General features: G+C 35.3%; 20 protein-coding genes. 16 read left to right on the forward strand and 4 right to left on the reverse strand.

Features of this window, described 5'->3' with window-relative positions:
• Positions 1–138: 138 nt before the first annotated feature.
• The 4 genes from QA584_RS06870 (at position 139) to QA584_RS06885 (ending at position 6,495) form a co-directional block, all read left to right on the forward strand.
• Positions 139–1,467: an aminotransferase-like domain-containing protein gene (locus tag QA584_RS06870; RefSeq protein ID WP_278273772.1), complete on the forward strand. Its 1,329-nt coding sequence runs from the start codon at positions 139–141 to the stop codon at positions 1,465–1,467.
• Positions 1,468–1,523: 56 nt separating this feature from the next.
• Positions 1,524–2,012 carry a GNAT family N-acetyltransferase gene (locus QA584_RS06875; RefSeq protein WP_278273773.1) on the forward strand — a complete coding sequence of 163 codons (489 nt, stop codon included), beginning with the start codon at positions 1,524–1,526 and terminating at the stop codon, positions 2,010–2,012.
• A gap of 240 nt (positions 2,013–2,252) precedes the next feature.
• A complete protein-coding gene (locus QA584_RS06880; protein WP_278273774.1) occupies positions 2,253–2,894 on the forward strand; it encodes a hypothetical protein in 642 nt (213 codons plus the stop codon).
• A 937-nt stretch (positions 2,895–3,831) separates the two neighbouring features.
• Positions 3,832–6,495, forward strand: coding sequence for a calcium-translocating P-type ATPase, PMCA-type (locus QA584_RS06885; RefSeq protein ID WP_278273775.1), 2,664 nt, complete (start codon positions 3,832–3,834; stop codon positions 6,493–6,495).
• Positions 6,496–6,747: 252 nt separating this feature from the next.
• On the opposite strand, the gene QA584_RS06890 is transcribed toward QA584_RS06885, so the two are convergent.
• Positions 6,748–8,013: a glycoside hydrolase family 3 protein gene (locus tag QA584_RS06890; RefSeq protein WP_278273776.1), complete on the reverse strand. Its 1,266-nt coding sequence runs from the start codon at positions 8,011–8,013 to the stop codon at positions 6,748–6,750.
• Positions 8,014–8,458: 445 nt separating this feature from the next.
• Here QA584_RS06890 and rlmD point away from each other — a divergent pair, with 445 nt between their 5' ends.
• The 6 genes from rlmD to QA584_RS06915 all read left to right on the forward strand — a co-directional run bounded on the left by rlmD (position 8,459) and on the right by QA584_RS06915 (position 16,726).
• The gene (gene rlmD, locus QA584_RS06895; RefSeq protein WP_278273777.1) at positions 8,459–9,868 is read left to right on the forward strand and encodes a 23S rRNA (uracil(1939)-C(5))-methyltransferase RlmD; all 1,410 of its coding nucleotides are present in this window, start codon (positions 8,459–8,461) and stop codon (positions 9,866–9,868) included.
• A gap of 121 nt (positions 9,869–9,989) precedes the next feature.
• Positions 9,990–10,094, forward strand: coding sequence for a DUF7695 domain-containing protein (locus tag QA584_RS28815; RefSeq protein ID WP_442870353.1), 105 nt, complete (start codon positions 9,990–9,992; stop codon positions 10,092–10,094).
• Positions 10,095–10,186: 92 nt separating this feature from the next.
• On the forward strand, positions 10,187–10,633 hold the full coding sequence (locus QA584_RS06900; protein ID WP_278273778.1) for a recombinase family protein: 447 nt from the start codon (positions 10,187–10,189) through the stop codon (positions 10,631–10,633).
• Between the two features lie 105 nt (positions 10,634–10,738).
• Positions 10,739–11,296: a recombinase family protein gene (locus tag QA584_RS06905; RefSeq protein ID WP_278273779.1), complete on the forward strand. Its 558-nt coding sequence runs from the start codon at positions 10,739–10,741 to the stop codon at positions 11,294–11,296.
• Positions 11,297–12,020: 724 nt separating this feature from the next.
• A complete protein-coding gene (locus tag QA584_RS06910) occupies positions 12,021–14,189 on the forward strand; it encodes an AAA family ATPase (RefSeq protein ID WP_278273780.1) in 2,169 nt (722 codons plus the stop codon).
• Between the two features lie 134 nt (positions 14,190–14,323).
• A complete protein-coding gene (locus QA584_RS06915) occupies positions 14,324–16,726 on the forward strand; it encodes an HD domain-containing protein (protein WP_278273781.1) in 2,403 nt (800 codons plus the stop codon).
• A gap of 878 nt (positions 16,727–17,604) precedes the next feature.
• Here QA584_RS06915 and QA584_RS06920 read toward each other — a convergent pair.
• Together QA584_RS06920 and QA584_RS06925 are read right to left on the reverse strand one after the other, a co-directional pair.
• Entirely contained in the window at positions 17,605–17,898 is a 294-nt protein-coding gene (locus QA584_RS06920; RefSeq protein WP_278273782.1) for a DUF6809 family protein, read from the reverse strand.
• Positions 17,895–18,197, reverse strand: a complete 303-nt coding sequence (locus QA584_RS06925) for a hypothetical protein (protein ID WP_278273783.1) — start codon at positions 18,195–18,197, stop codon at positions 17,895–17,897. The genes QA584_RS06920 and QA584_RS06925 overlap by 4 nt, the downstream gene beginning before the upstream one ends.
• 704 nt (positions 18,198–18,901) lie before the next feature.
• Between QA584_RS06925 and QA584_RS06930 the strand changes: the two genes are divergently transcribed.
• Positions 18,902–19,243: a helix-turn-helix domain-containing protein gene (locus QA584_RS06930; RefSeq protein WP_278273784.1), complete on the forward strand. Its 342-nt coding sequence runs from the start codon at positions 18,902–18,904 to the stop codon at positions 19,241–19,243.
• Positions 19,244–19,852: 609 nt separating this feature from the next.
• Here the strand turns inward: QA584_RS06930 and QA584_RS06935 are convergent.
• Positions 19,853–20,233: a winged helix-turn-helix transcriptional regulator gene (locus QA584_RS06935; protein ID WP_278273785.1), complete on the reverse strand. Its 381-nt coding sequence runs from the start codon at positions 20,231–20,233 to the stop codon at positions 19,853–19,855.
• Positions 20,234–20,365: 132 nt separating this feature from the next.
• Between QA584_RS06935 and QA584_RS06940 the strand changes: the two genes are divergently transcribed.
• From QA584_RS06940 to QA584_RS06960, 5 genes are all read left to right on the forward strand, one after another.
• Positions 20,366–21,016, forward strand: coding sequence for an EFR1 family ferrodoxin (locus QA584_RS06940; protein WP_278273786.1), 651 nt, complete (start codon positions 20,366–20,368; stop codon positions 21,014–21,016).
• Between the two features lie 228 nt (positions 21,017–21,244).
• Positions 21,245–21,814, forward strand: a complete 570-nt coding sequence (locus tag QA584_RS06945; protein WP_278273787.1) for a flavodoxin family protein — start codon at positions 21,245–21,247, stop codon at positions 21,812–21,814.
• An 8-nt stretch (positions 21,815–21,822) separates the two neighbouring features.
• Positions 21,823–21,999, forward strand: a complete 177-nt coding sequence (locus QA584_RS06950; RefSeq protein WP_278273788.1) for a hypothetical protein — start codon at positions 21,823–21,825, stop codon at positions 21,997–21,999.
• A 204-nt stretch (positions 22,000–22,203) separates the two neighbouring features.
• Positions 22,204–22,614 (forward strand): hypothetical protein, encoded by a 411-nt coding sequence (locus tag QA584_RS06955; RefSeq protein WP_278273789.1) that lies wholly within the window; start codon positions 22,204–22,206, stop codon positions 22,612–22,614.
• A gap of 215 nt (positions 22,615–22,829) precedes the next feature.
• Positions 22,830–23,675, forward strand: a complete 846-nt coding sequence (locus QA584_RS06960) for a YwqG family protein (RefSeq protein WP_278273790.1) — start codon at positions 22,830–22,832, stop codon at positions 23,673–23,675.
• Positions 23,676–23,753 lie beyond the last annotated feature (78 nt).

Genomic DNA, 23,753 nt, shown 5'->3' on the forward strand with positions numbered 1-23,753 from the left:
ATTCTCTCCTTTTTATTTTTGTGATATAGTAATTAGTAATTTTATTCACTTACAAGTATCATAAGAAAACCATAGTAATTAGGCAAGATAAGAATCTGGCATCTGTACCGGTACAGATAAGATGGGAGGACCATATAAATGTATAAATATAATCAGATTGCTGATGCTCTCAGGAAAGAAATCCAGGAAGGTCATTATAAACCCGGTGAAAAACTGCCGTCGGTCAGACAATATGTCAGGGACAGCGGTTACAATTCAGATACCGTACTAAAAGCCTATAGTCTGCTGGAGGAGGAGCATTTGATATATTCTGCTTTAAAAAGCGGGTTTTATGTCGTAAAGTCTAACATTCCAGTTAATAAAAAGAGCGGTATAGATTTAGTTTCGGTACGCCCTCCCGATTTCATTAATCCATATAAGGACTTTTATCACTGTATGGAGAAATCTATATCGATATATAAAAATAAGCTGTTCGAGTATTCCTCCCCTCAGGGAATGGAGGAATTAAGGGCGGTACTGGCCAAACATTTAATGAACTTCCAGATCTTTACGAAGGATACGGATATCTTTATAACGAATGGAGCACAACAGGTTTTATATATCCTGGCAGCTATGTCATTTCCCGGTAAGAATACGAAAGTATTGGTGGAACAGCCTACTTATTCAGTTATGCTGAAAGTTCTTAAATGCAATAATATCCCTGTTCTTGGAATAAGAAGAACGGCTGCGGGAATTGATCTAGAGGAACTGGAAGAAATCTTTAAACAAGGCGGTATCAAGTTTTTTTATACCATGCCCCGTTATCAAAATCCTACCGGCTTTTGCTACAGCGAGGAGCAGAAAAGGGAAATTATTCGGCTTTCAAAACAATATGGGGTCTATATCGTTGAAGATGATTATGTGGCGGACTTAGAACGAAATGAAAGGACAGATACGTTATATGCTTTAGGTGATAAGGAAAGAATCATATACATACGGAGCTTTTCCAAGACAATCCTTCCCGGAATGCGCCTTGGCATGACGATCCTTCCCAAAGTGTTACAGGAGGAATTTTTAACGTATAAGCAGTGCATGGACTTAAACACTACCGTACTTACTCAGGGTGCATTAGAAATTTACCTAAAAAGCAGCATGTATAAATCCCATGCGGCAAGGACGAAAAAGTTTTATAAAGGTAAGATGGAAACTCTAAAAAATGCCTGCAACCAGTGGTTAAATCATAAGGTGATCTGCCATATTCCGCCTACCGGTCTTTATGCCTATCTTGAACTGGAAGATAAGGCAGAGTCGATCCTAAAAGCGTTATCAAAATCAGGGATAATCGTTAGCAATACGGCAAACTGTTTTATTGAAGACTTTCCACATGCGGAAGGGATCCGGCTCTGCATATGTAATTGTGAGGATGAGGATATAGAATTGGCGGTAAAACGGATTCAGGAGGAAATTAGTAAAAGGAAAAACAGATAGAAGGAAAAACAGATAAAAGGAAATAAAGATAAAAGGAAAAATAAAGGAGATACAGCATGAATCAAACAGAAGAATTTACTTTAAGATTTGCGGAAGAAAAGGATATCACATTAATCTATGATTTAATCAAGGAGCTGGCAGTCTATGAGAAGCTGGAAGACCGGGTGATAGCATCCAGGGAAGACCTTAGGGAATCTATTTTTGACAGGAAAGTCGCGGAGGTCATACTTGCAGAACTTAATGGGGTAACTGTCGGTTATGCCATGTACTTTTATAACTTTTCTTCCTTTATCGGAAAGCCGGGGCTTTATCTCGAAGATATCTTTATTAGACCATCCTACAGAGGGAGGGGTTTTGGGAAAGCTGTGTTAGCTTATCTGGCAGAATTGGCGGTTAAGAGAAACTGCTGGGGAATGGAATGGACCTGCCTGGACTGGAATGAACCATCCATTAAATTTTATGAAAGCATAGGTGCCGTTCAAAATGGTGGCTGGAGGATATACCGGTTGAAAGGGGAAGCGTTACTTAACTTATCACAGAATTGATTCAACTATGATGCATCCTTATCCTAAACTTAATCTGTTACCAAAACAGTTTATAGATATAGGGCGTTGTAAAATTATAGATTGGTAGTTGAACCTGGGATAAACTTTTAAATCACTGAATTTTATATTTTAAGTCCGGGCGGATAAACAGCTAATATTCATATGATTTTGCAGCAGCCTCGTTTCGTGGAGGACAATAAGATAACAGGTGTTGTCCCCAAAATGAAAGGATGTTGATTTATGAAATTAAGTACAAAAAGCGACCAAAGAAACGATAAGGAAAGACAATCCATTACATTACTAGGAAAGTTAAGAGTAATGGCATTCGGCGCATTACTGGTATCCTCCCCATTTATATTTGGAGTGAATCAGTCTTATGCAGCTACCACATCAGAATCTGCTGTAAAACAGGTTAGACTTAAGGAAAACAGTGATGCAGCAGGAAAGGATAAACAATCAGCTGTAAGATCTGCTGAATCAGTGAAAGAGGTTAAGCAGAGCAGGAATCTTACTGCTGCCAAGCGGACTGCTGCGGATAAAAAGCAGAAAGCTGCTGCTGATGAAAGGAAGAAAGCAAAAGTTAGAGAAAAAGCTGAGCTTGAGAAAAAGAAAGCGATAGACGACAGAAGAAAAGCTGAACCTGAGAAAAAGAAAGCGATAGACGACAGAAAAGCTGAGCTTGAGAAAAAGAAAGCGATAGATTACAGAAGGAAAGCTGAACTTGAGAAAAAGAAAGCAATAGACGACAGAAGAAAAACTGAGATTGAGAAAAAGAATGCGATAGATTACAGAAAGAAAGGTGATTTGGAGAAAAAGAAAGCGGCAGAAGATAGGCAAAAAGCAGTAACGGAAAAAAGGAAAGCCCCCCAGAAAAAGCAATAGCAGAACAGAAGAGAGAGAGTACTATAAATTCAAAAAGAAATTGATGACTGGATCAGAGAAGTAATAAGACTTATATAGTAATGGCATAAGAAACCAGTTTAATTCATAGTATGATGTAATTATAGATTTAAGTGATTTACTCAAACTTCGCAGTTAATAAACTTAAAAATACTTGACAAAATCAGCCCTAAAGCTAAATTGAAAGCATGATTATGCTATGTTTCATAAGCGCTTTATTCGGAGTCTGATCATTCACTTATGACTTTTTCAGGTGGTTCAGACTCAAAATGCACACTGTTTGACGAGCATAGCGAGGAGTTTGTGCTTTTTGGGTCTTGCTTTACCACATGAAAAAATCATTAGTAAATTCCAGGCTCAGAATCCTAAGCTTATAAAACATAGCATAATCAATGCTTTCTTAACCACGTTCCTTGCTGATTTTATCAAGTATACCAAGACAAAAATAACTGCGAAGTTTGAATGACTGAATGACTTATATAAAGTATTTTAGATATAGTTTTTCTTATTTTGTCTTAATATAAGGCTTAATCTTGACCTTAAATTAATGAAATCTTAGGCTTGACAATGTTTTATACATCTGTTATATTATTGATAATTATAAAATACCCGTGAGGGAGTAGTTTGCACAAAGAATTGTGTGTCAAGTCAACATACTGACTGTTCTTTAGTCTGGCTTGTCTTAATGAACGAGACTCATGTATAGCTGTTATTGCTGTACATGAATATATATAGACTCATGTGTAGCATAATGCTACACATGAGTCTTTTTGTGTCGTAAAGGCAGTTGTAATGTTCGGACTGATAAAAAAAGCTCTCTTACAATTTTTTGCAGCACCAGCAAATCAAATTGCTGTACAGTCTGCTGCAGGGATTTTTCATGTGTTTTATAACGAATCTAACAATAGGAGGAACTTACATGATGGACTTTATGGAAAGCCGTGAAGAGGTATTGAAACGGCTGAACACAGATTCATTGTCAGGGTTAACGACATCAGAAGCAGAACGTAATAAAGTGAAGTACGGAAGCAACACACTCACAAGAGAAAAACCGGAATCTTTATTAAAGCGTATCTGGGGAGCAGCGAGTGAGCCTATGATCATAATGCTTATCGTAGCTGGTATCATAGCTGTTATCGTAAATATCATACGTGCCACCACAGGAGGAGAGGCAGACTTTTTGGAATGTCTTGGAATCTTTGCGGCAATCTCTCTTTCGGTTATCATTACCGTAATTATGGAAGGAAAAAGCGCAAAGGCCTTTGAGGCTTTATCTAAGATCAGCGAGGATACTACGATCAAAGTAATACGGAATGGAGATACTATATTATTAGGTCAAAAAGACCTTGTAGCAGGTGATATTGTTTTACTTTCCACCGGTGATAAAATTCCTGCGGATGGAAGATTACTGGAGAGTACTGGGGTGGCAGCAGATGAATCTGCATTAACCGGTGAAAGTGTTCCTACTAAAAAAGAAGCGGAAATCATTATTTTAGATGAAAAGGCACCTTTAGCAGAACGATATAATATGCTTTATTCCGGTAATTACATTACCAGCGGTTACTGTAAAATGGTGGTTACTTCGGTAGGTGATGATACCGAATTCGGAAAAATAGCAAGTGAACTGACAAAAACCGAAAGAAGTACCACACCCCTTCAGGAAAAACTGTCCAGATTGGGTAAAACCATTACACTTTTAGGGGTTATTGCAGCCACAATCGTTTTTATCTCAGAGATAATTTCCTTCGCCGTGGCAGGCAGCCTTACCTTTGAGAATGTATTAGAAGCTTTTGTAACAAGTATCGTCCTCATTGTAGCTGCAGTACCGGAAGGACTTCCGACAATTGTTGCAGTTTCTCTTTCCATTAATATTATTAAGCTTTCCCGTCAGAATGCCTTAGTGAAGAAAATGATAGCCTCTGAAACGGTAGGCTGTATTAATGTCATATGTTCAGATAAAACCGGCACCTTGACAGAAAACAAGATGACTGTCACAGCCTATTATGATGATAAATGGCATGAAAATCCCAAGGAACTTACCTCAAACTGGATAATTCATAATGTCTGTCTTAACACCACCGCTGATATCTCCCAGGATGGCTCCTTTATCGGAAACCCTTCCGAATGTGCAATGCTTAATTTCTATGAGCGGTCGGTGATCAGACAGAAAAGTAATAAGTCCTACAAGGATGAGAGAGCGGATCACGAAGTACTGCATGCATTTCCTTTCTCCTCAGAATTAAAGCACATGACTACAATCAGTAAGGTGGATAACAAGATTATTTCCTATGTAAAGGGCAGTCCGGAATGTGTTTTCACCATGTGTAAGATTTCTGAATTAGAAAAAAAAGAAATTGAGAAGTATATGAAAAGCGCTCAGGAACGTGCAATGCGTATCATAGCATTTGCCCATAAAGAACTTGAGAGCATGTTAGATTATGAAGATGAACTTCATCATGCTTCTATGGAAAATAATATGGTTTTTGATGGATTTGTTGCTATCTCCGATCCTTTACGTGAGGATGTATACGACGCGGTCAAAAACTGCCGTCTTGCTGGAATTGATTTAAAGATACTTACCGGAGACAATATTATTACTGCTACCGCCATTGCAGACCAACTCCATCTGTTAAGCAAAGAACATAAGGCAGTGGAAGCGAAAGAACTTGTTGATTTAAGCGATGAAGAATTGCTGCAAATGCTGCCCCAAATAAGTGTTATAGCCCGAAGCACTCCTACTATCAAAATGAGAGTGGTAAAACTGTTAAAGTCCCAGGGAAATGTGGTTGCGGTTACCGGTGACGGAATCAATGATGCACCGGCACTAAAGAATGCGGATGTTGGTATTGCAATGGGTATATCCGGTACAGAAGTATCAAAAGAAGCAAGCGATATCGTACTACTTGATGACTCCTTTACCACCATTGTTAAAGCAGTTGCCTGGGGAAGGGGAATTTACGAAAACTTCAGACGGTTTATACAGTTTCAGCTAACGGTTAATGTATCTTCCGTAATTGTTGTATTCGTCTCCATCCTGTTAGGCTTAAAAGCACCGTTTACAGCGTTACAGCTCTTATGGATTAACATAATCATGGATGGTCCGCCAGCCCTTACCTTAGGACTTGAGCCGACCCATGATGATCTTATGAACCGCCTGCCAACGAAACGAAGTGAGAATATTATTTCAAAGGCAATGTTTGCAAGAATCGGAATAACAGGGGCTTATATATCAATTGTATTTTTATCCCAGTACCTATTTAACTTTTTAGGTGCTACAAAGGAGCAGATGCCTACGGTGCTCTTTACCTTATTTGCAATATTCCAATTATTCAATGCGTTCAATTGCAGGGAATTAAGTTCAAATAGCATATTCAAACATTTGTTAAAAAATAAAACCATGTTATTGGTTATTACAATTACGTTTATATTGCAGATTTTAATTATACAATTCGCAGGAGCTTTCTTTACTACAATACCACTGGATTTCATAATGTGGATTAAGATATTCTGCGTTGCCATCAGTGTGGTGGTAATATCTGAATTTGTGAAGTTGATCTTAAGAAAGGTAAAAATAAGGGTATAACGTTTTACCCTGGATCAGAATTCCGGCAGTGTGTTTAAGGACGCTGACCGGAATTCTTTTTATATGACAAGGAACGTTCTTTGAACTATCCTCGTAATATAAAAAGCAATCCGTGCAGGATGCGTACCTCAGGGAGAAAAAGTTATTGCTGTCAGGTCCGCTCAGGCTTGAAAGTGTCAGTATGCTGACACTTGAACGAAAGCCTTCTTCTTTTCACGTATACTTAAGTTAATGATAAGTCAATTTCAGTATTTACTTTATTAATCCAAGGTCAAGTTTCCAAAGCAGTATTCTGGTTACAGCTTCATCAATACGGTCTTTCGTCAGTTCACCACTCTTGATAGCAGACAGAACTGCCGGAATCTGCACCTCATAATCCGTAGCCACCACCAGGTCATTCCCGGCAGAAATGGCGAGAACTGCGGCTTCTTCATCACCGGTATAGTCTTTAATCGCATCCATACTTAAATCATCCGTCATAATAACACCTTGAAAACCTAATTCATCACGAAGAAGCTGATGGACTTTGGGGGACAGGGAAGCAGGGTGATTTTTATCCATGGACGTTACAATATTATGGGATACCAGAATACTTCCGGCACCGGCTTTTATACCTGCTATAAAGGGAAGAAAGTCACTGGTCAAAAAGGTATCATAGCTTCTTTCATCGATTGCAATGCCGGTATGGGTATCTACATTGCTGCCATAACCGGGAAAATGTTTTAAGGTGCTGCCAATACCGGATTTATTCATCTGATTAACTACAGTTTTCACATAATCCGAGGTCTTTTCGGCATTCTTACCAAAGGAACGTTCATAAATAAAATCTTTTGGGTCTGTGGAAACATCACTGACCGGTGCAAGGTTTACATTAATTCCGAGACTTTTAAGTAGCTGGGCCTTCTCTTTGGTATCACTGGTAATTAAACCAAAACCGCCTTCTTTATATAAATCCTGAGGGGATTTAAAAGGATACTTGCGAAATGCTGGATTTCTGCTGATCCGGTTAACGGTTCCCCCTTCTTCATCTACCCCGATTAACATAGGTATTTTTGATTCTTTCTGATAAGCGGACAGAGTGGACTTAATGCTGCTTTTCGTTTGATCTTTAAAATCATCCCCGAAAAGGATATATCCACCAAGATGATAGTTCTCGATATCCACCAATGCCTGTGACTTTATGCAGCGAACAAAAAACATCTGACCAACCTTTTCGTTAAGGGTCATTTGAGAAAGGATTTTTGCCGCCTTTTCTTCCTTGGTAACGGCAGCAGGTACCTCTGTCGGAGTCGGACTACTGGTTGGTGAGGGTGTCGGTGACAGTGTGGGAACAGCTGTAACCGTCGGAGTCTTTGTAACCTCAGCAGTGGAGGAGGGTGTAGAAGTTTCAGTAGAAATAGTGTCCTTTGATGGCTGACCGGCAGACGAATCACCAGGATTGACTGATAATCTGGCACAGCCGGTAAATAAAGTTATCGTAAGAAGAAAAAGAATATATAGTTTATATTTTCTCGTCATTTTTATACCTATTACATATCGCAGGTTCCCTTGCGATATTGCCGCAAAATAGAAGGTGTTATTAGTTCCATAGGTTAAAATCGTTTTTGCGGTATCCTTTCGTTTCATAGTGTAACGCAATTGAATACGTAATATTTAGTGTTTGATGAATGTAATAAATCTTTAAAAGGCTTTTTCATTGTATTTTATTCTAGCACTTTCGGCTGTATCAGTAAACTTAAAAAGCGGGATGGAAATAATTACAATATACAATTATTAGTAGAAGCGGAAATTATTTTGATTATTATAATTATTGTATTACATTAAACTTGATCAAATTTAATAACTTTAGTGAAGCGTTTGGATTTAGAATCAACTGGTCTGGCAGGAGCAGGTGGACAAATGCAGGTGTTATATCGTATAATGTTCTCATTGCATAAAAATAAAAAAGCCAGGAGATAAAAACGTGAAAAAAGGAATACAGTATACCGGAAATGTAATTAGAGTTGATTTCCCAAACAAAGGAATCCTTCAGATAGAAGATGAAAAAGTATCGGTAAAAAATACCCTTCCAGGTCAGAAGATAAGTTTCATGGTCAACAAAGCACGCAAAGGGAAAAGCGAAGGCAGGCTTCTTGAAGTCCTGGAAAAATCCCCTTTAGAAACCGAAGAACCAAAGTGCAGCCATTTTGGTCCCTGCGGCGGCTGTACCTATCAGACCATACCTTATGAAACCCAGCTTAACATGAAAGCAGACCAGGTAAAGCGACTGTTGGATCCAGTCTGTTCTGACTATAACTTTGAAGGAATCAAAGGCAGTCCCTTACAATGGGGATACCGGAATAAGATGGAATTCTCCTTTGGGGATGAAGTTAAGGATGGTCCCCTTGCTTTAGGGCTTCATAAAAAAGGCAGCTTTCATGATATTATTACAACCTCTGACTGTTGTATTGTGGATTCGGATTATAATCAGATTCTTACTTGTGTATTGGATTATTTTACCGAAATGGGGATAACTTTTTATAAAAAGCTGTCTCATGTGGGTTATTTAAGACATCTCCTGGTACGCAAGGCAGTAAAGACAGGGGAGATTTTGGTGAATCTGGTTACTTCTACCCAGTGGGGAGCTAAAGAGGGGAACGAGAATGAAAATGTAAGGGGTATCATACCAGAGGCTGAAGCCCTGGAAGAATTTAAAAACCGTTTGCTTACACTAGGGTTAACCGGACAGATAGTTGGAATACTCCACACGTATAATGACAGCCAGGCGGATGTAGTACAAAGTGACAGTATGGATATTTTATATGGACAAGATTATTTTTATGAAGAGTTATTGGGATTAAAATTTAAGATTTCAACATTTTCCTTCTTCCAGACCAATTCACTTGGAGCAGAGGTGCTTTACAGTACAGCCAGGGAATTTGTAGGGGAAACAAAGGACAAGCTGATTTTTGACTTATACAGTGGAACCGGCACGATTGCACAGCTTTTAGCACCGGTTGCAAAGAAGGTAATCGGGGTTGAGATAGTAGAAGAAGCAGTTGTTGCAGCAAGGGAAAATGCAGCAAGAAACGGGTTATCAAATTGTGAATTTATTGCCGGTGATGTACTTAAGGTGATAGATGGAATAACTGACAAACCGGATCTGATTGTACTTGATCCGCCCAGGGATGGGATTCATCCCAAGGCGTTGGATAAAATTATTGATTATGGCGTGGATAGGATTGTTTATATTTCTTGTAAGCCTACCAGCTTGGCTAGGGATTTGGTGGTGCTGCAGGAGAGAGGGTATCAGGTGGAACGGGTATGTGCGGTGGATATGTTTCCGGGGACGGTGCATTCAGAAGTTGTAGTCCTGTTGCGACGGAAAGGATAATTCAAAAGAGATGAGCATGAGCGATTTCAAGAAGTTAAAGCGGGAGAAAATATTAAAAAATAGTATACAATGTAAATACTGCGTTGATATTATTGAATGAAAAACTGTGCATGATTTTGTAATGTGTTCTTGTGGTAGATGTAGTGTAGACGGAGGTAAGGAATATTTACGCCGATTGGCTGAAGAAGGCAGTTATGTTGATTTATCAATAGTTGAAAATGAATAAAGATTACTTTGAGGCGTAAGAGTTTTTTACTTTTACGCCATTTCTATATTATTAAGTCACTAAAAAAATTTGAATGTAAGGAGGATCTGATTATGAAAAAGGTTACGTTTATTCCAGCAAAAAGTTCTATGGAGAGTATTGGAAAGTTGAGGGTTGCAGCATATTGCAGGGTCAGTACAGAACGCAAAAGTCAGAAAAGTAGTATAGACCTTCAAATAAGGTATTATACCGAGTTGATTCAGACGAATCAGGAATGGGAATTTGCCGGAGTGTTTTATGATTATGAAAGTGGACTTAGAAAAGAGAACCGGAACGGTTTGGATGCAATGCTTCAGAAAGCATATCGAGGTGAAATTGATTACATTATCACCAAATCTATCAGTAGATTATCAAGAAATGTATTAGACACCCTAACAATTGTTCGGGGTTTAAAAGCAAGGGGTATAAATATCTATTTTGAGAAGGAAAACTTGAATTCTCTTGAAGCTGAAAAAGAAATTGATATTGCGTTTAACGGAGGAGAGCAGAAATTTGAGTGAAAACGTTCAATGGGGATACAAACGTAAATTTGAATGTGGGGATGACTTTGTCGTCAAAATACCTATGGGTTACAAATGTGACAATGATGAGATGAATGGATAGTCGTGTCAGAAGAAGCCGATATTATAAGGAAAATCTATCAGTTGTATTTGGAAGGCAGCACACTACAACAAATAAAAGAGTATCTGGAAGAACATCAGATTAATACTGCTACAGGGAAAGAAGTATGGGCAACAGCAGTTATTCAAAAGATTCTGAAGAACGAGAAATATAAGGGTGATTCTCTACTGCAAAAGACATATACAGAAGATTTTATAACAAGTAAAAAAAGCAAGAATGCTGGTCAAAGAGATTGTTACTATATAACGAATAGTCATCCAGCCATAATTACTGCCAAAGTATTCGATAAGGTTCAGGAAGAAATGTCAAGACGTGCAAGGCTAGTTCACAAAGAAGATGGCACGGTGGAATCAAGTATCAGCAAATATAATGGAAAATATCTTCTAGGAAATTTACTTGTGTGTAGAGACTGTGGTGCCTCATATCGGAGAAGAACAGAACGGGGTAAGGTGGTTTGGAGATGTGCAACGAGGATTGAGAAGGGCAAAGATAGTTGCCTCCATTCCCCTACTTTGATGAAAAATGGGCTCAAAAAGTATTGAGTGAAAATATTTGTGAGAACGGCGTTTATGATGAAGAGATTGTCAGAAATAAAGTTGATTGTATTTTTGTGTTTAGTAATAAATTGGAAATATGCTGTAAAGATGAAAGAAAGTTTAATGTTAAGCTCTTGCAGAGTAAAATGTAAGATATTTAAATATTCTGCAAATTATTGTCTTAAAAATAAGTACATGTTGAAAAGTATTAGGAAAGGATATACAATTATGGTAATGATGTTGTTGATATTGCTATAATCTTTTAAAGTTATAAAATTAGAAATGTTACCTGACGACTTTAAGTTGACAGGTGATTGGCAACTTCTCATCTCCTTTCCCCAAGGTCTCACAAGGCTCTAACGGCATTTTTTTGACCAATCAAGGCATGTAGAGACGATTGTTCTTTGGTCCAAACAAAAGGCAGATGACTCTATAATGATCGACTTGGATTTAGATGAACAGGATATTACCATTGCTGAAGCTAAGACTACTTATATTGAAATACAGCAGTATGTATTATAGTAGATTGGGCTTATGGTATCTAATCTTTACATTGTACTGGTAAAAAGAAATGCGGAATTGCGTTTGGGGAGAATTATAACTGCTGAAGTTGGAGAATGCAAAGTAGCCACAATGTTCGAAGAAGAAGGTTATTGTAGATTCGTTGGAAATTTTTGCAATTCCTTGGTTGCAAAAATGCATTATTATTGAATATGGGGGTGTTAGCCACATGATTACAAAAATAATTATGAAAGATATTGCAAGCTATAAAAAAGAAGCTTTATTTTTAACGGATAAGAAAACAAATTTAATATATGGCTTAAATGGAACAGGCAAGAGTACACTTTCTAGCTTTTTATATAGTATAAATAATCCGAAATATGATAAATGTAAAGTGGAAGGTTTGCTTAATACAGATAAATTATTGGTATATAATCAACAATTTATACAGGATAATTTTTACGAAACAGAAGATATACATGGAATCTTTACATTATCAAAAGAGAATAAAGCAGTAAAGACGATCATAGACGATGCGAAAAATAATATTAAGACACTATTAACACAAAAATTGAAGTTAGATACAGATGCAAATAATTTACTATTAAAGTATCAAAAACAAAAAGATGAGTACGAAAAAGAAGTCTGGAAAATTAAGACAGAATATTCTGGGGGCGATAGAGTACTCGAATATTGTCTGGAGGGATTAAAGGGCAAGAAAGAAGTTTTATTTCAACACATAGTTTCCTTAGATATGCCTGCGATTAAGTTAACATATAGTGTGGAAGATTTGAAAAGAGACGCTATTGCATTACAAGGTGACGCAAAGAAGGTGTTAACTGTTACAAAAATTCAATTTGATGTATCTATGATTGAGAATTCTACTCTATTAGCAAAGGTAATTGTAGGAAATAAAGAAAGTAGCGTTTCTGAACTGATTGAGAAAATGAAAAATTCAGATTGGGTAAATCAAGGATTACAATTTGTTCATATGGAAGATGGACAAGCAATTTGCCCATTTTGCCAGCAAAAAACGATAACAGATGTCTTTTTGAAAGAGATAGAGGGATATTTTGATGAAAGCTATCAAAAAGATAAGGACCGGATAATTGAATTGTTAGAAAAGTACGAAGATATTACGAAGAATGAATTTTTAAACATTCAGAATTTCAAACAAAATGAATTTTTTACGAAATACAATAAAGATTTGGATATATGTTTGGCAGAGATTACCAAAGTGACAACGGAGAATATACATAGATTAAAGAAAAAAGTAGAAATGCCTAGCATGATTGTCTCATTAGAAAAGATTGATGAAATTGTAGGAAAAATAAATGTACTTATAGATAAAGTGAATGTAGAAATACGAGAGTATAATGAAAAAATTGATAATAAGCAGAAGAGCTTGAATGATATTAAAGAAAAATTTTGGAAGATTATGCGATTTGATTACGATGCAATAATCAATTTATATAGAACAACAGAAAAGGATTATAAGGTAGCATCGAGTGAAATGCAAATTAATTTGCAGAAAAAACAAGATGATATAAAAGTGCAACAAAAGATAGTGGACGAAAACAGTAAGAAGACAGTTAATATTGATGAAGCTGTTGAAAATATTAAAAAGGGATTAATTGATATTGGTATAAGTGATTTTACTATTGAGAAACATTCTGACGAAGAAGCCTTATATCATTTGAAAAGAGAAAATAGTAATTCTAATGTATTTAAAACCCTTAGTGAAGGCGAGAAGATGGTAATTAGCTTTCTATACTTTATTGAACTTTGTAAAGGGGAAACAAAGACAGAAGCTATATCAACGGGAAAAATTATTGTTATAGATGATCCCATATCGAGTTTATCCCATATATACATTTTTAATATTGGAAGATTAATTCACAATGAATTCCTACGTACCGAAAAATATGAACAAATATTCGTATTAACGCATAGTTTGTATTTTTTTTATGAATTAACGTGTATCAATCACGATGAGAGAAAGAAGTTACAAAAATTATATAGATTATGCAAGAATAGTGAAGGTAGTTCATTTATAGAGATGAAGTATGAAGAAATACAAAATGACTATCAGGCATATTGGCAAATTATAAAAGATAATACGCAATCCCCAGCTTTAATTGCCAACTGCATGAGAAATATAATGGAATACTTTTTTAATTTTGTAGAAAAACAAGACTTTGCTCAGGTATTCCAGCGTCCAGAATTGCAAGAAATTAGATTTGCTGCATTTAACCGATATATGAACAGAGAATCTCATTCTAAAGGTCAAAATATCTTTGATATAAAAGAATTTGATTATGATAGTTTTAGAGAAGCATTTAAGCTTGTATTTGAAATAGAGGGTTACAGGTTACATTATATGAAGATGATAAAATAAAAATTATAAAGTGTACTTAATTCTTCGAGTAGTATTAAAGTTTATTGATTTCGAAACGATGCTAGCACTCAGAAACATGTTAAATTCTAAGAGATAAAGAATGAGTGAATACGAACAGATTGGAGGATATTACGGTGAATGAAAATGCTTTGCTAATAAGGCTGGAAAAGCTAAGTTTATATAAGGAATTAAGCGATAGGTGTAAAAAAGATTTGTCATTACATCCGATTCTAACGCTTATTCAAAATGTTGGAGAATACGCAATAGCAATATCCAAATCCATCATTATGAACATGCGTGAGTATACTCTTCATGATGATGATCATATTTTTGGTATGCTATATTTGGCAGGTAAATTAATACCCAAAGATACACTGGAAAAACTTTCGACGGCAGATATCATGATGATTATACTGTCTATATTTCTTCATGATATAGGTATGTCTCCTGAGGGCGAATTGATACGTGCATGGAAAAACCAATTATTAGAGAATGAGATGGTGCCATACAAAAATGATATTGCTGCATTTCAGCGCTTTAGAAGCGGCTTTGTTCGTGAATTACAAGAAATTGAATCTTTTCAGAAAAATGAACAATATGCAAAAGCACAACTGCTGGAAGATCAAATTATAACTAATTACATTCGCAATACGCATGCAGACCGTGCCCGAAAACTGATAGCTAAAGATTGGGCAGGAAAAATAAAATATAAGGATGCCGACCTTACATCCACATTGGCGGAAATCTGTTTTAGCCATAATGAAAATCATTTAGCTTTGCTTGATATGGAAACAATAAAGCTATGTGGAGAAGATACTTTTTTATGCGTACCATTTATAGCTGTCATCCTAAGACTAACCGATATAATGGATTTTGATAGTAAGCGTACTCCAAATATTCTATTTTCGCACCTTACAATTAAGAATGCAGTGTCTTTAAGCGAATGGGTAAAACATCTCTCTGTGTCAGGTTGGACATTTCAGAGAGATACAGTAACATTTTCAGCTCAATGTTCACATCCCGCAATTGAAGCTTCAATAAAAGATTTTTGTAATCAAATAGATGATGAATTGAAAAATAGCACATTTGTTCTGGCTAATTTAGCAAGCGAAATTTGTGATATTGAAGTTTATAAAATTAAGTTGCCTGCTTATGTGAATCGAAAGAAGATTGGTGCAAAGCGAGATATTGAAACAAACTTGCCTATTTATTCATACAGGGATACAAAATTTACACTCAATAAGCGGCAAGTAGTAGATTTATTAATGGGAACAAAGCTGTACGGAAAACCAGAAGTTGCGTTACGCGAACTTTTGCAAAATTCCATCGATGCTTGTCAGCTAAGGCGCAGTCTCAGCGAACGATGGAAAGATAATTATATTCCTCGTATTTCGGTATCTATGAAAACTATAGATGGTGTTGATTATTTAATCGTGGAAGATAACGGAATAGGAATGAACCAGCATATTGTTGACAGCTATTATACAAATATTGGACAATCATACTACACCTCTACTGAATTTTATGACTTAATGAGTGAAACTTCAAAAACATTTAAACCGATTTCACGATTTGGAATTGGAATATTAGCTTGTTTTATGGTATGCGACAACATGGAGGTAGAGACAAGAAAAATATTAGGTTCATATCAAACAGATGAGGCACTCAGCATATCAATTGAAGGATATGATAGCTTATTTATAATTAAAAATGGAATGCGTAATGAACCAGGCACTCAAACGACGCTTCGCCTTCGAGATGTTCATCCTTGGCAGCGTATGGACAAAAAAGAATTTATATCTTGTATAAAGAAGTTGGTTCCATTGCCGCCATTTGATATTGAAATATATTACGATGATTATCGAGAAGTTTGTACACCTGCCACTTTTGAGGAATTAGACTTTACATTGGAAGATGAGTACTCATGGAGCGAAGAGGATAACATAAAGATTATTTCATTTGACTTAAATGACCAAGATAAAGGTTTTCGTGGAAAAGCTGAGATTGCCTATATAGTAAATCACCACGACCAAATTCTCAAGAAGTTGGATATTTGCAAAAAAGAAGTTATTGTTGAAGGAGAGTCATTTACATTATCCTCCAGCATTTCATATGCAACAAATTGTATACACAAATCCAGCACAAGTATCGAAGTAAACGAGGATGGAGATGTGAATGCCCATGACTCTTTCAGGGAAAGGTGCAAATCATCGTCATGCCTATCAATACATGGAATCGATGTGCCATGTAGTTTGTTCCGAAATTTTACTAATTGGGGGCAAAAAGCGGTATTAGAACTTCCTATTCCAATCCGATTTCGTTTAGATATTGGATCAGTCAATGATTTAAACTTGAATTCGGCACGCACACAAGTAATTTATGATGAAGTTTGGATTGCTTTCGAGAGGCAGTTTATTGAGACTATATTAAGTAAAATAAAAGTGACTGTTCCTAAATCTACGTGGAATACGATGAAAAGTATTTTTGGAAACTCAAGCAAAAATGAGGTTTTTCTCGAATTATTAAACAGTCTATAAATGCAAATTAGTGATTGATACTATGACAGAGGTAAATCGTGAGAGTTCAAATCCTCACCCCAAAACAGCATGACATCCATATACCGAGCACAATACACCAATCTCAAGACAAACTAATGTGTTTTGAGATTGATATTTTTTATCATCTGGGCATTCTCATCTTCAGAGAGTGTTTCTGTGTAGGGCAACGAGGGACAGTATAATCAAAAGAGTGATGATTTATCTTCGTTTGGTAGCCGAATGAAATTCATAAAAGAGATTTCAAGAAGAATTTTTGAAAAATAAGAGCTGACGCCAGGGGGATACCAGACCCTTAGGTCATTGGAATTACACACTCAAGGCACGTTGAGAGTATAGTTCTGATGACGAAATGTGGTTTTAAGGGTAAATAAGACGAGTAAACCACTATATGTAGTCGTTTTGGAGCAAAAAACGGGCAAAAATTCGACTCTAAAAGTGCATTTTTAACCCTGTTTTTTAGAACATTTCATAGATGACATTCGGAATTTTCGAAGATTACCCCCAAAAACACAATTTTATTGAGTTAAACACAAAGGCATCAGGAGAGCAAATCTTGATGCCTTTGTTTTATACAAGTTAAAAAACAAGGTGTTTTTATCATGATGTTAATGATTATTTCGATGATTCACAAATGCAATGGATGCAGTTAAAAAAATGGATGCTCTTGGGTTACTTTAGAAATCAGTTGAGTAATTGAAGAAGAATTAATAAATAAAACTAAATACGTAATACTAAAAAAATCGAGCCTACACCGGTAATATATGTGCTGGCTCGACTTTATGGGAGGGTAAAAAGTGAAAGGACAGTAAATGTTCTCTCTATTTGATTGCAAAATGTCGGATAGTAAAGATCAGCCATTAATCTATTTTTTTTATGATATTTTCTTTCTCCGTTAAGACTTCTATCATAAGCAAAGTACCAAGTTTGAATCCATAGCAGAAGGATGATTCTGAATCCATGGAGATTACTTGATTAAAAAGATCATCCAGTTCAGTGAACTTCATACAATCTTCCTCCGATAGTCTATCCTTTAAATATGTTTTTATTTCTCCAATTTTTTGGTTTGCAGAACGATATTCAGGATCTTCAGATAGGATAAACTCACTAGGATTAATAGTACCATTATAAATTGCTTGCAAGATAGATTTCATAAGCCTTCCTCCTGAATAACACCGAGTAATTTCATTAAATAAAAACAGTCCTTCAAGCCTTGATAGTATATCTCATCAAATTCGAACCCTTCTTTGATTGATTGGTTCTCAAAATAGAGGTCAATAGGTATTTGCTCTTTATGGTACGAATCTCGTAACATTTTTTCAAGCTTTGCTTCTGTTGCTTTTTGGGCTTCATTAAGTTCCATATATTTAGGCTTTTCTTTTAGGCGACTGATTGCAAACTCTATTCGGAGGTCTACAAGGGCCTGGAGAGTCTTTTGCGCAGCATTTTTCATATCTTCATCCTTTCACACCCTTATCCAATATTAACGAGATACCTGTAGCGGAAAGGGGGTATTTTTATCTATTTTTCTGTTCCACAAACGCTACAACTCAGAGAAGTAAAAAATCATATACTGAATATGTTTCGTCTGCCTGTGTCTTCTTGAGAAAGATTCTATAAATAACCTTTCTCTTAATTTTTCACTATAGCAGTATCAGGCATCAAGGCAGTCAATCTGGGGAATCTATGTAGAGTTCGTCTGTTTGGCTTGCTGTATTATTTCAAACGCCGCCATTTGTGCAGTAAAAATTGTGATACATTGTTTTATTACCTGCCATGGACAATTTTCTTTGTCATTGTCTACTGATTTTTTTGCGTTTAATTATCAACGTATTTAAATTATATTCTACTTATATTAGAGCACCGATTTAAAACTCTAATTCTGCGAGTATTTTCCTTCTAGATTGACTTTGGGCACTTTTCTTTACCGCTTCCTTTGTAAACTTTATTAGTGGCTACCTCCTTACTTTTCAAGCTAAAGAATACTAACAATTGCTTTAAGCTATCGTAATATATTTACTATTTTTCTGAGTATCTTGTTAAAACATATAATAATTAAATAATAACTCCTATAAATATATAAGTCAAGTGAAATAACGCTTATATAGCGATGAATAAGAAATAATATCTTGTAAAATACTATTGGGAGGTGTTACTATGGAAAAAGATCCGTTTTTAGAGATTTTCGCAACAAGGTTGGCTGCCTTACGAGAGCAACGGAATAAATCTGCTCGTGAAATGAGCCTTGATTTAGGGCAAACTCATAGTTTTATAAATGCAATAGAAACTCAAAGATATTTACCTACCATGCTTAATTTCGTGGAGATTTGCAGATATCTTGGTGTGACTGAGAAGGAGTTCTTTGATTACGACAATGAAAACCCTAAAATGACCGGTGAATTGTATCAGGAGATTATAAAGCTGGATAAGAAATCACAAGAATACTTTTTAAACTTAATTCGGGATGTTAACAATCGACCTAAACCAGGGAGCAAATGATGGGTTTCAACTTTCAGATTGTAAACTATGGAAATGCACTAGTACATGAAGGTGTAGAGAAAATCAATAAGATAAAATTCTTAGTATGCTAAGAATTTTAGTGTTTGCAGTTGTAATTTTTTGATAAATACCCAAAAATATGAGTACCATGTTATAATAAACAAAATGTTTTTTGCAAAAAGAATAAGTTATTGTAGAAAGAGATTATTAGAGTATATCCTGATCCAAGGGGGTACTAGGCTCAATTGACATCTTTTTTATCTCCTTAAGCCATGTGGAGACCGTAATACTACTACATCGGAAAGATATCTGAAACTCCTTGATTTTAGGCACTTTGAGCGATTTTATAAGTTCTCACAAAGTGATCGAAAAAAGAGAAAAAAGGCAATTTCAGACGGGGTGAATGTGTCAGTAGCTCTTGATATGGTGTCTCGGAACACATGAAGCTACAGTTCATAATTTCATTTTAAAAACTAAATTCTTTATCATTCAACTAAATAATTAAAAGTCGTACAGACCGCTTATTTTCAAGCTTTTTGAAGATGAGCGGTCTGTTTGCGCATCTTATTTGTTGAAGAAAGTTACACTTTTGAATCTTACATACTGATATTAGAACTCTCTACTTTTATTAGGGGATTGTTGATATTTATTATTCCATTGCATCATCTCAATAAAAATAGGATATAAATCTTTACCAGCCTGAGAAAGTGAGTACTCTACATGTGGAGGTATTTCGTTGAATTGAACTCGGTTAACCAATTCCCTTTTTTCTAGATCACGAAGCGTGGAGGTAAGCATTGTATTGGTGATTTCATCTATTTGTTTTTTTAAATCGCCAAAACGGATAGTATCATGTTTTATTAGTTCGAAAAGTACTCGAATATTCCATTTTCCTTGAAAAATTTCTAATGTTTTATAGGTTCCGCAATCCTTATCAATACGTACATTCTTAACTTGTTCCTGATATTCTTTATAGGTTATATCTTGCATTTGGATTAATCCTCCTTATATTTTACAAGTCAGTATGGTTGATTATACTATGTAAGTTTAATCTGCGTACTTGTAATTATATTTAACCTTAGTATAATAAAAATACCATTAAAAATCAAGGAGTGATTAAATATGAGTACTACAATTTATTATTTTTCTGCCACAGGAAATAGTCTTAAGGTGGCAAAGAACTTAAGCGAACAAGTTGAGGAGTGTAGAATAGTGCGGATTTCTCGTGATAATTTATCTATTACACAAGATTTACAATCAGAAAAAATAGGATTTATTTTTCCGATTTATAATTTCGGAATACCTAGCATGGTGAAAAAGTTCGTTGAAAACTTGCAACTAAAAAAGAATACCTATGTTTTCGCTATTGCAACATATGGAGGAATGGTAGGATCTCCATTTAACGAAATAAAAAGAGCTTTAAAAAAGAAAGATGTAAATTTATCAGCGGCATTTACCATAAATATGCCTGGTAGTGATGTTCTCCTTATGGCGCCTGCTTCGGAGGAAGAGAAGATTAAATGCTTTAAAGAAGAAAAAGAGCAAGTATTAAAAATTTCCTCAATAATTAATACAAGACAACCATGTGAGTACAAAAGCAATGCACCAATGGACGCTTTGTATAAGGTGATGTACAATGTTTCATTTAATCCTCAAAATATGGGTAAAAATTTCTGGACAGATGTAAAATGTAATGGATGTGGAATATGTTCACAGGTTTGTCCCGCAAACAATATAACAATGAAGAATGGAAAACCAAATTGGGGACATTAATGTGAATCTTGCCTTGCATGTATTCAATGGTGCCCACAAAATTCATTACAATATAAAAAATCTACTGTTAAAAGAGGGCGTTACCATAATCCCGACATTAAGCTCAGTGACTTTAAATAAAAGTAACAACATTAATACAATTCACTAGAAAATAAACTGAATGTTTATTTTAATAAGCATAGACACTACGAAAATTCAAAAATGAATCAATATTAGGAGGAAAGAAGTATGAAAGTTATGGCTTTTGTAGGTAGTTCGAGAAAAGAAGGAAATACTAAAAAAATAATTGATACTATATGTGGAAGTGTTACAGAGAGTGGTCATGAAGTTGAGATTTATAATTTGGCAGAGCTAGATAATAAAGGCTGTAGGGCTTGTAATGCATGTCAGACGAATAAAGTGGAGTATTGCGTGATAGATGATAAAATGACAGCTCTATTACCTAAGATTGTTGAAGCAGACTGCATTATTGTAGGAACTCCAGTCTATATGTTGCAAGTAAGCGGTCATACGAAAAATTTCCTTGACAGACTATATACATTTTTCGTAGAAGCCGATAATACTTCAAAACTAAGACCAGAGCAAAAATACATAACGGTCACATGTAGTGGTGCACCAGCAGTAGCATTTAAAAATGTTACTGAATACCTGAATATGATTTTTGGTGGTTATAGTCATATGATAAATGCTGGTAATATCATTGCTGGAAATTTATCCGGAAAGGATGATATACTCAGTCAGCCAGAAATATTAAAGCAGGCAGAAGAGATTGGACGAAAACTAGTAATTGAACTATAGGAGGATGTATGAAAAAAATTGATCTCGAGAATCATTTTTATAATAGTTATATCCTTGATGTTTTGGAAAAAAGGACAGTTCCACCTTGCTATGATGCTAAAACTCAAATCTTCAAATTTACACAATATGACAAAGTTTCTTCAGCAGCTATAATGTCACCACTTTTAGATAATATACAGTATTAAGACAGTTTATTGTTTTGTTATAAATCACTCAGTTCACAGTCAATGTGGGATGGGTGATTTTTGTATGCCTTTATTTGTAAGATAAATTACCAAAAGACAGAAAAGTAGATTATTTCATAGACGAGTCTTGCAATTGAAAATGAAATTATGTTATTTTATAAGAAACAAGTGCTATATGTTGGAATACATATTTCGAGGTATATTATGTTTAAAAGAATATTTCAGGATTATGAAGGTCACGTAAAAGAGATAACTGGTCTTAAAGTTTGTAGTCTTAAAGTAATAATTGATCGCGAAAATAATGATATAATCCTAATTTGGATTGGTGTAAATAATAATTCAAATTGGTATAGAATTTTTATTGATGGATGTTATTGTGGAATAGATTATTATAAAAACGATTTGTCCAATGAGGATTTAGACGATGATGTAATTTGTGTTGATTGCAATTGCATAAATGATGAAATTATTATGAGGGCAAAAGTGGAAACGGGCAATGTAATATTTGGGGATTCTAGCATTTTATTAACTATTGAATTTTTATCAGGAAAAAAACTTCTTCTATTTTGTTATGATTTTAATGGTGTATGTAAGCTTGAAATTGTACCTTCATAACCCGTGAATAACCAGATACATAAAAATAGATTCTGGTTTTTAAATCTATTTTTTTGCCTACTCATTATACAAAATTATGAAACTGTTTAAAGGGCTAAAAAGCGAATCCCGGTTTAAAACTCATGAATCCAGATATTTCTATGAGTTGATGAACTCAGTAGTCGTAGGGTAGCTGAATGGGACAAAAGCTTTAGTGATAGAGAAGGGACATTATCATGAATTATAACGAAATTAAGCCAATTATTGAGGAACTAAAAAAGAGAACTAAGCAAAAAGCGTTTTCTCTGAAAATCTGCAAAGATAAGATGCCTGGATTATGCGACAGCAAGTTAGGAGGAGTGCCATATTGGGATAATCAAAGAATGTATCCCGTAGATTATAGTGGAAATCAGCTCATGCTGTTAGCACAGATTAATTTAGAACAATATGACCTTGGAGAATTATTACCAATGACAGGTATGCTGCAATTTTTCACAGGATTGGATGATGTCTTTGGAGTGGATGTTGATGAACGGGACAGACAGGATACTTTTCGCGTGGTATACCATGAAACAGTTAATTATGATGTCACAAGGGAAGAAGTGATGAGTCTTGGATATCCAACTAATCTGGATGAAAAAATGAGGGAATATTCGCCGGTGAGTAAAGAATATGCATTAGAAATTTCGAAGGCAGAAGTTTACATGAGCGAAAGAGATTATCGGTTTGAGTCTCTGTTTCGTGAGATTGCAAAGGAGCAGCAAATCAAGCTTAAGGTGGAAGAATCTCTATATGATTTAATAGAAGAAAAAGCATATGATCAGATGGTTGAGGAAATGACCAATACAGGTCATTGGGTTTTGGGATATCCATTTTTTACACAGTCAGACCCGAGAATGTATACAGAAGAATATCACTATTACGATACCATGCTGTTCCAATTGGATTCGGAGTATTATGATGATGGTGAAGGTGACATGGTGCTATGGGGTGACTGTGGAGTAGGTAATTTTTTTATGAATAATGAAGACTTAAAAAATTGTAATTTTAACAAAGTACTTTACAATTGGGATTGTATGTAAAAAATAGATACAGTGAAGATCTATGATACATGTGTTAATATTGATAAAAGTAAAGAAAATGAATTAACAAGTAAAAAC

The sequence above is a fragment of the Anaerocolumna sp. AGMB13025 genome (assembly GCF_029689925.1).
GTDB lineage: Bacteria > Bacillota > Clostridia > Lachnospirales > Lachnospiraceae > Anaerocolumna.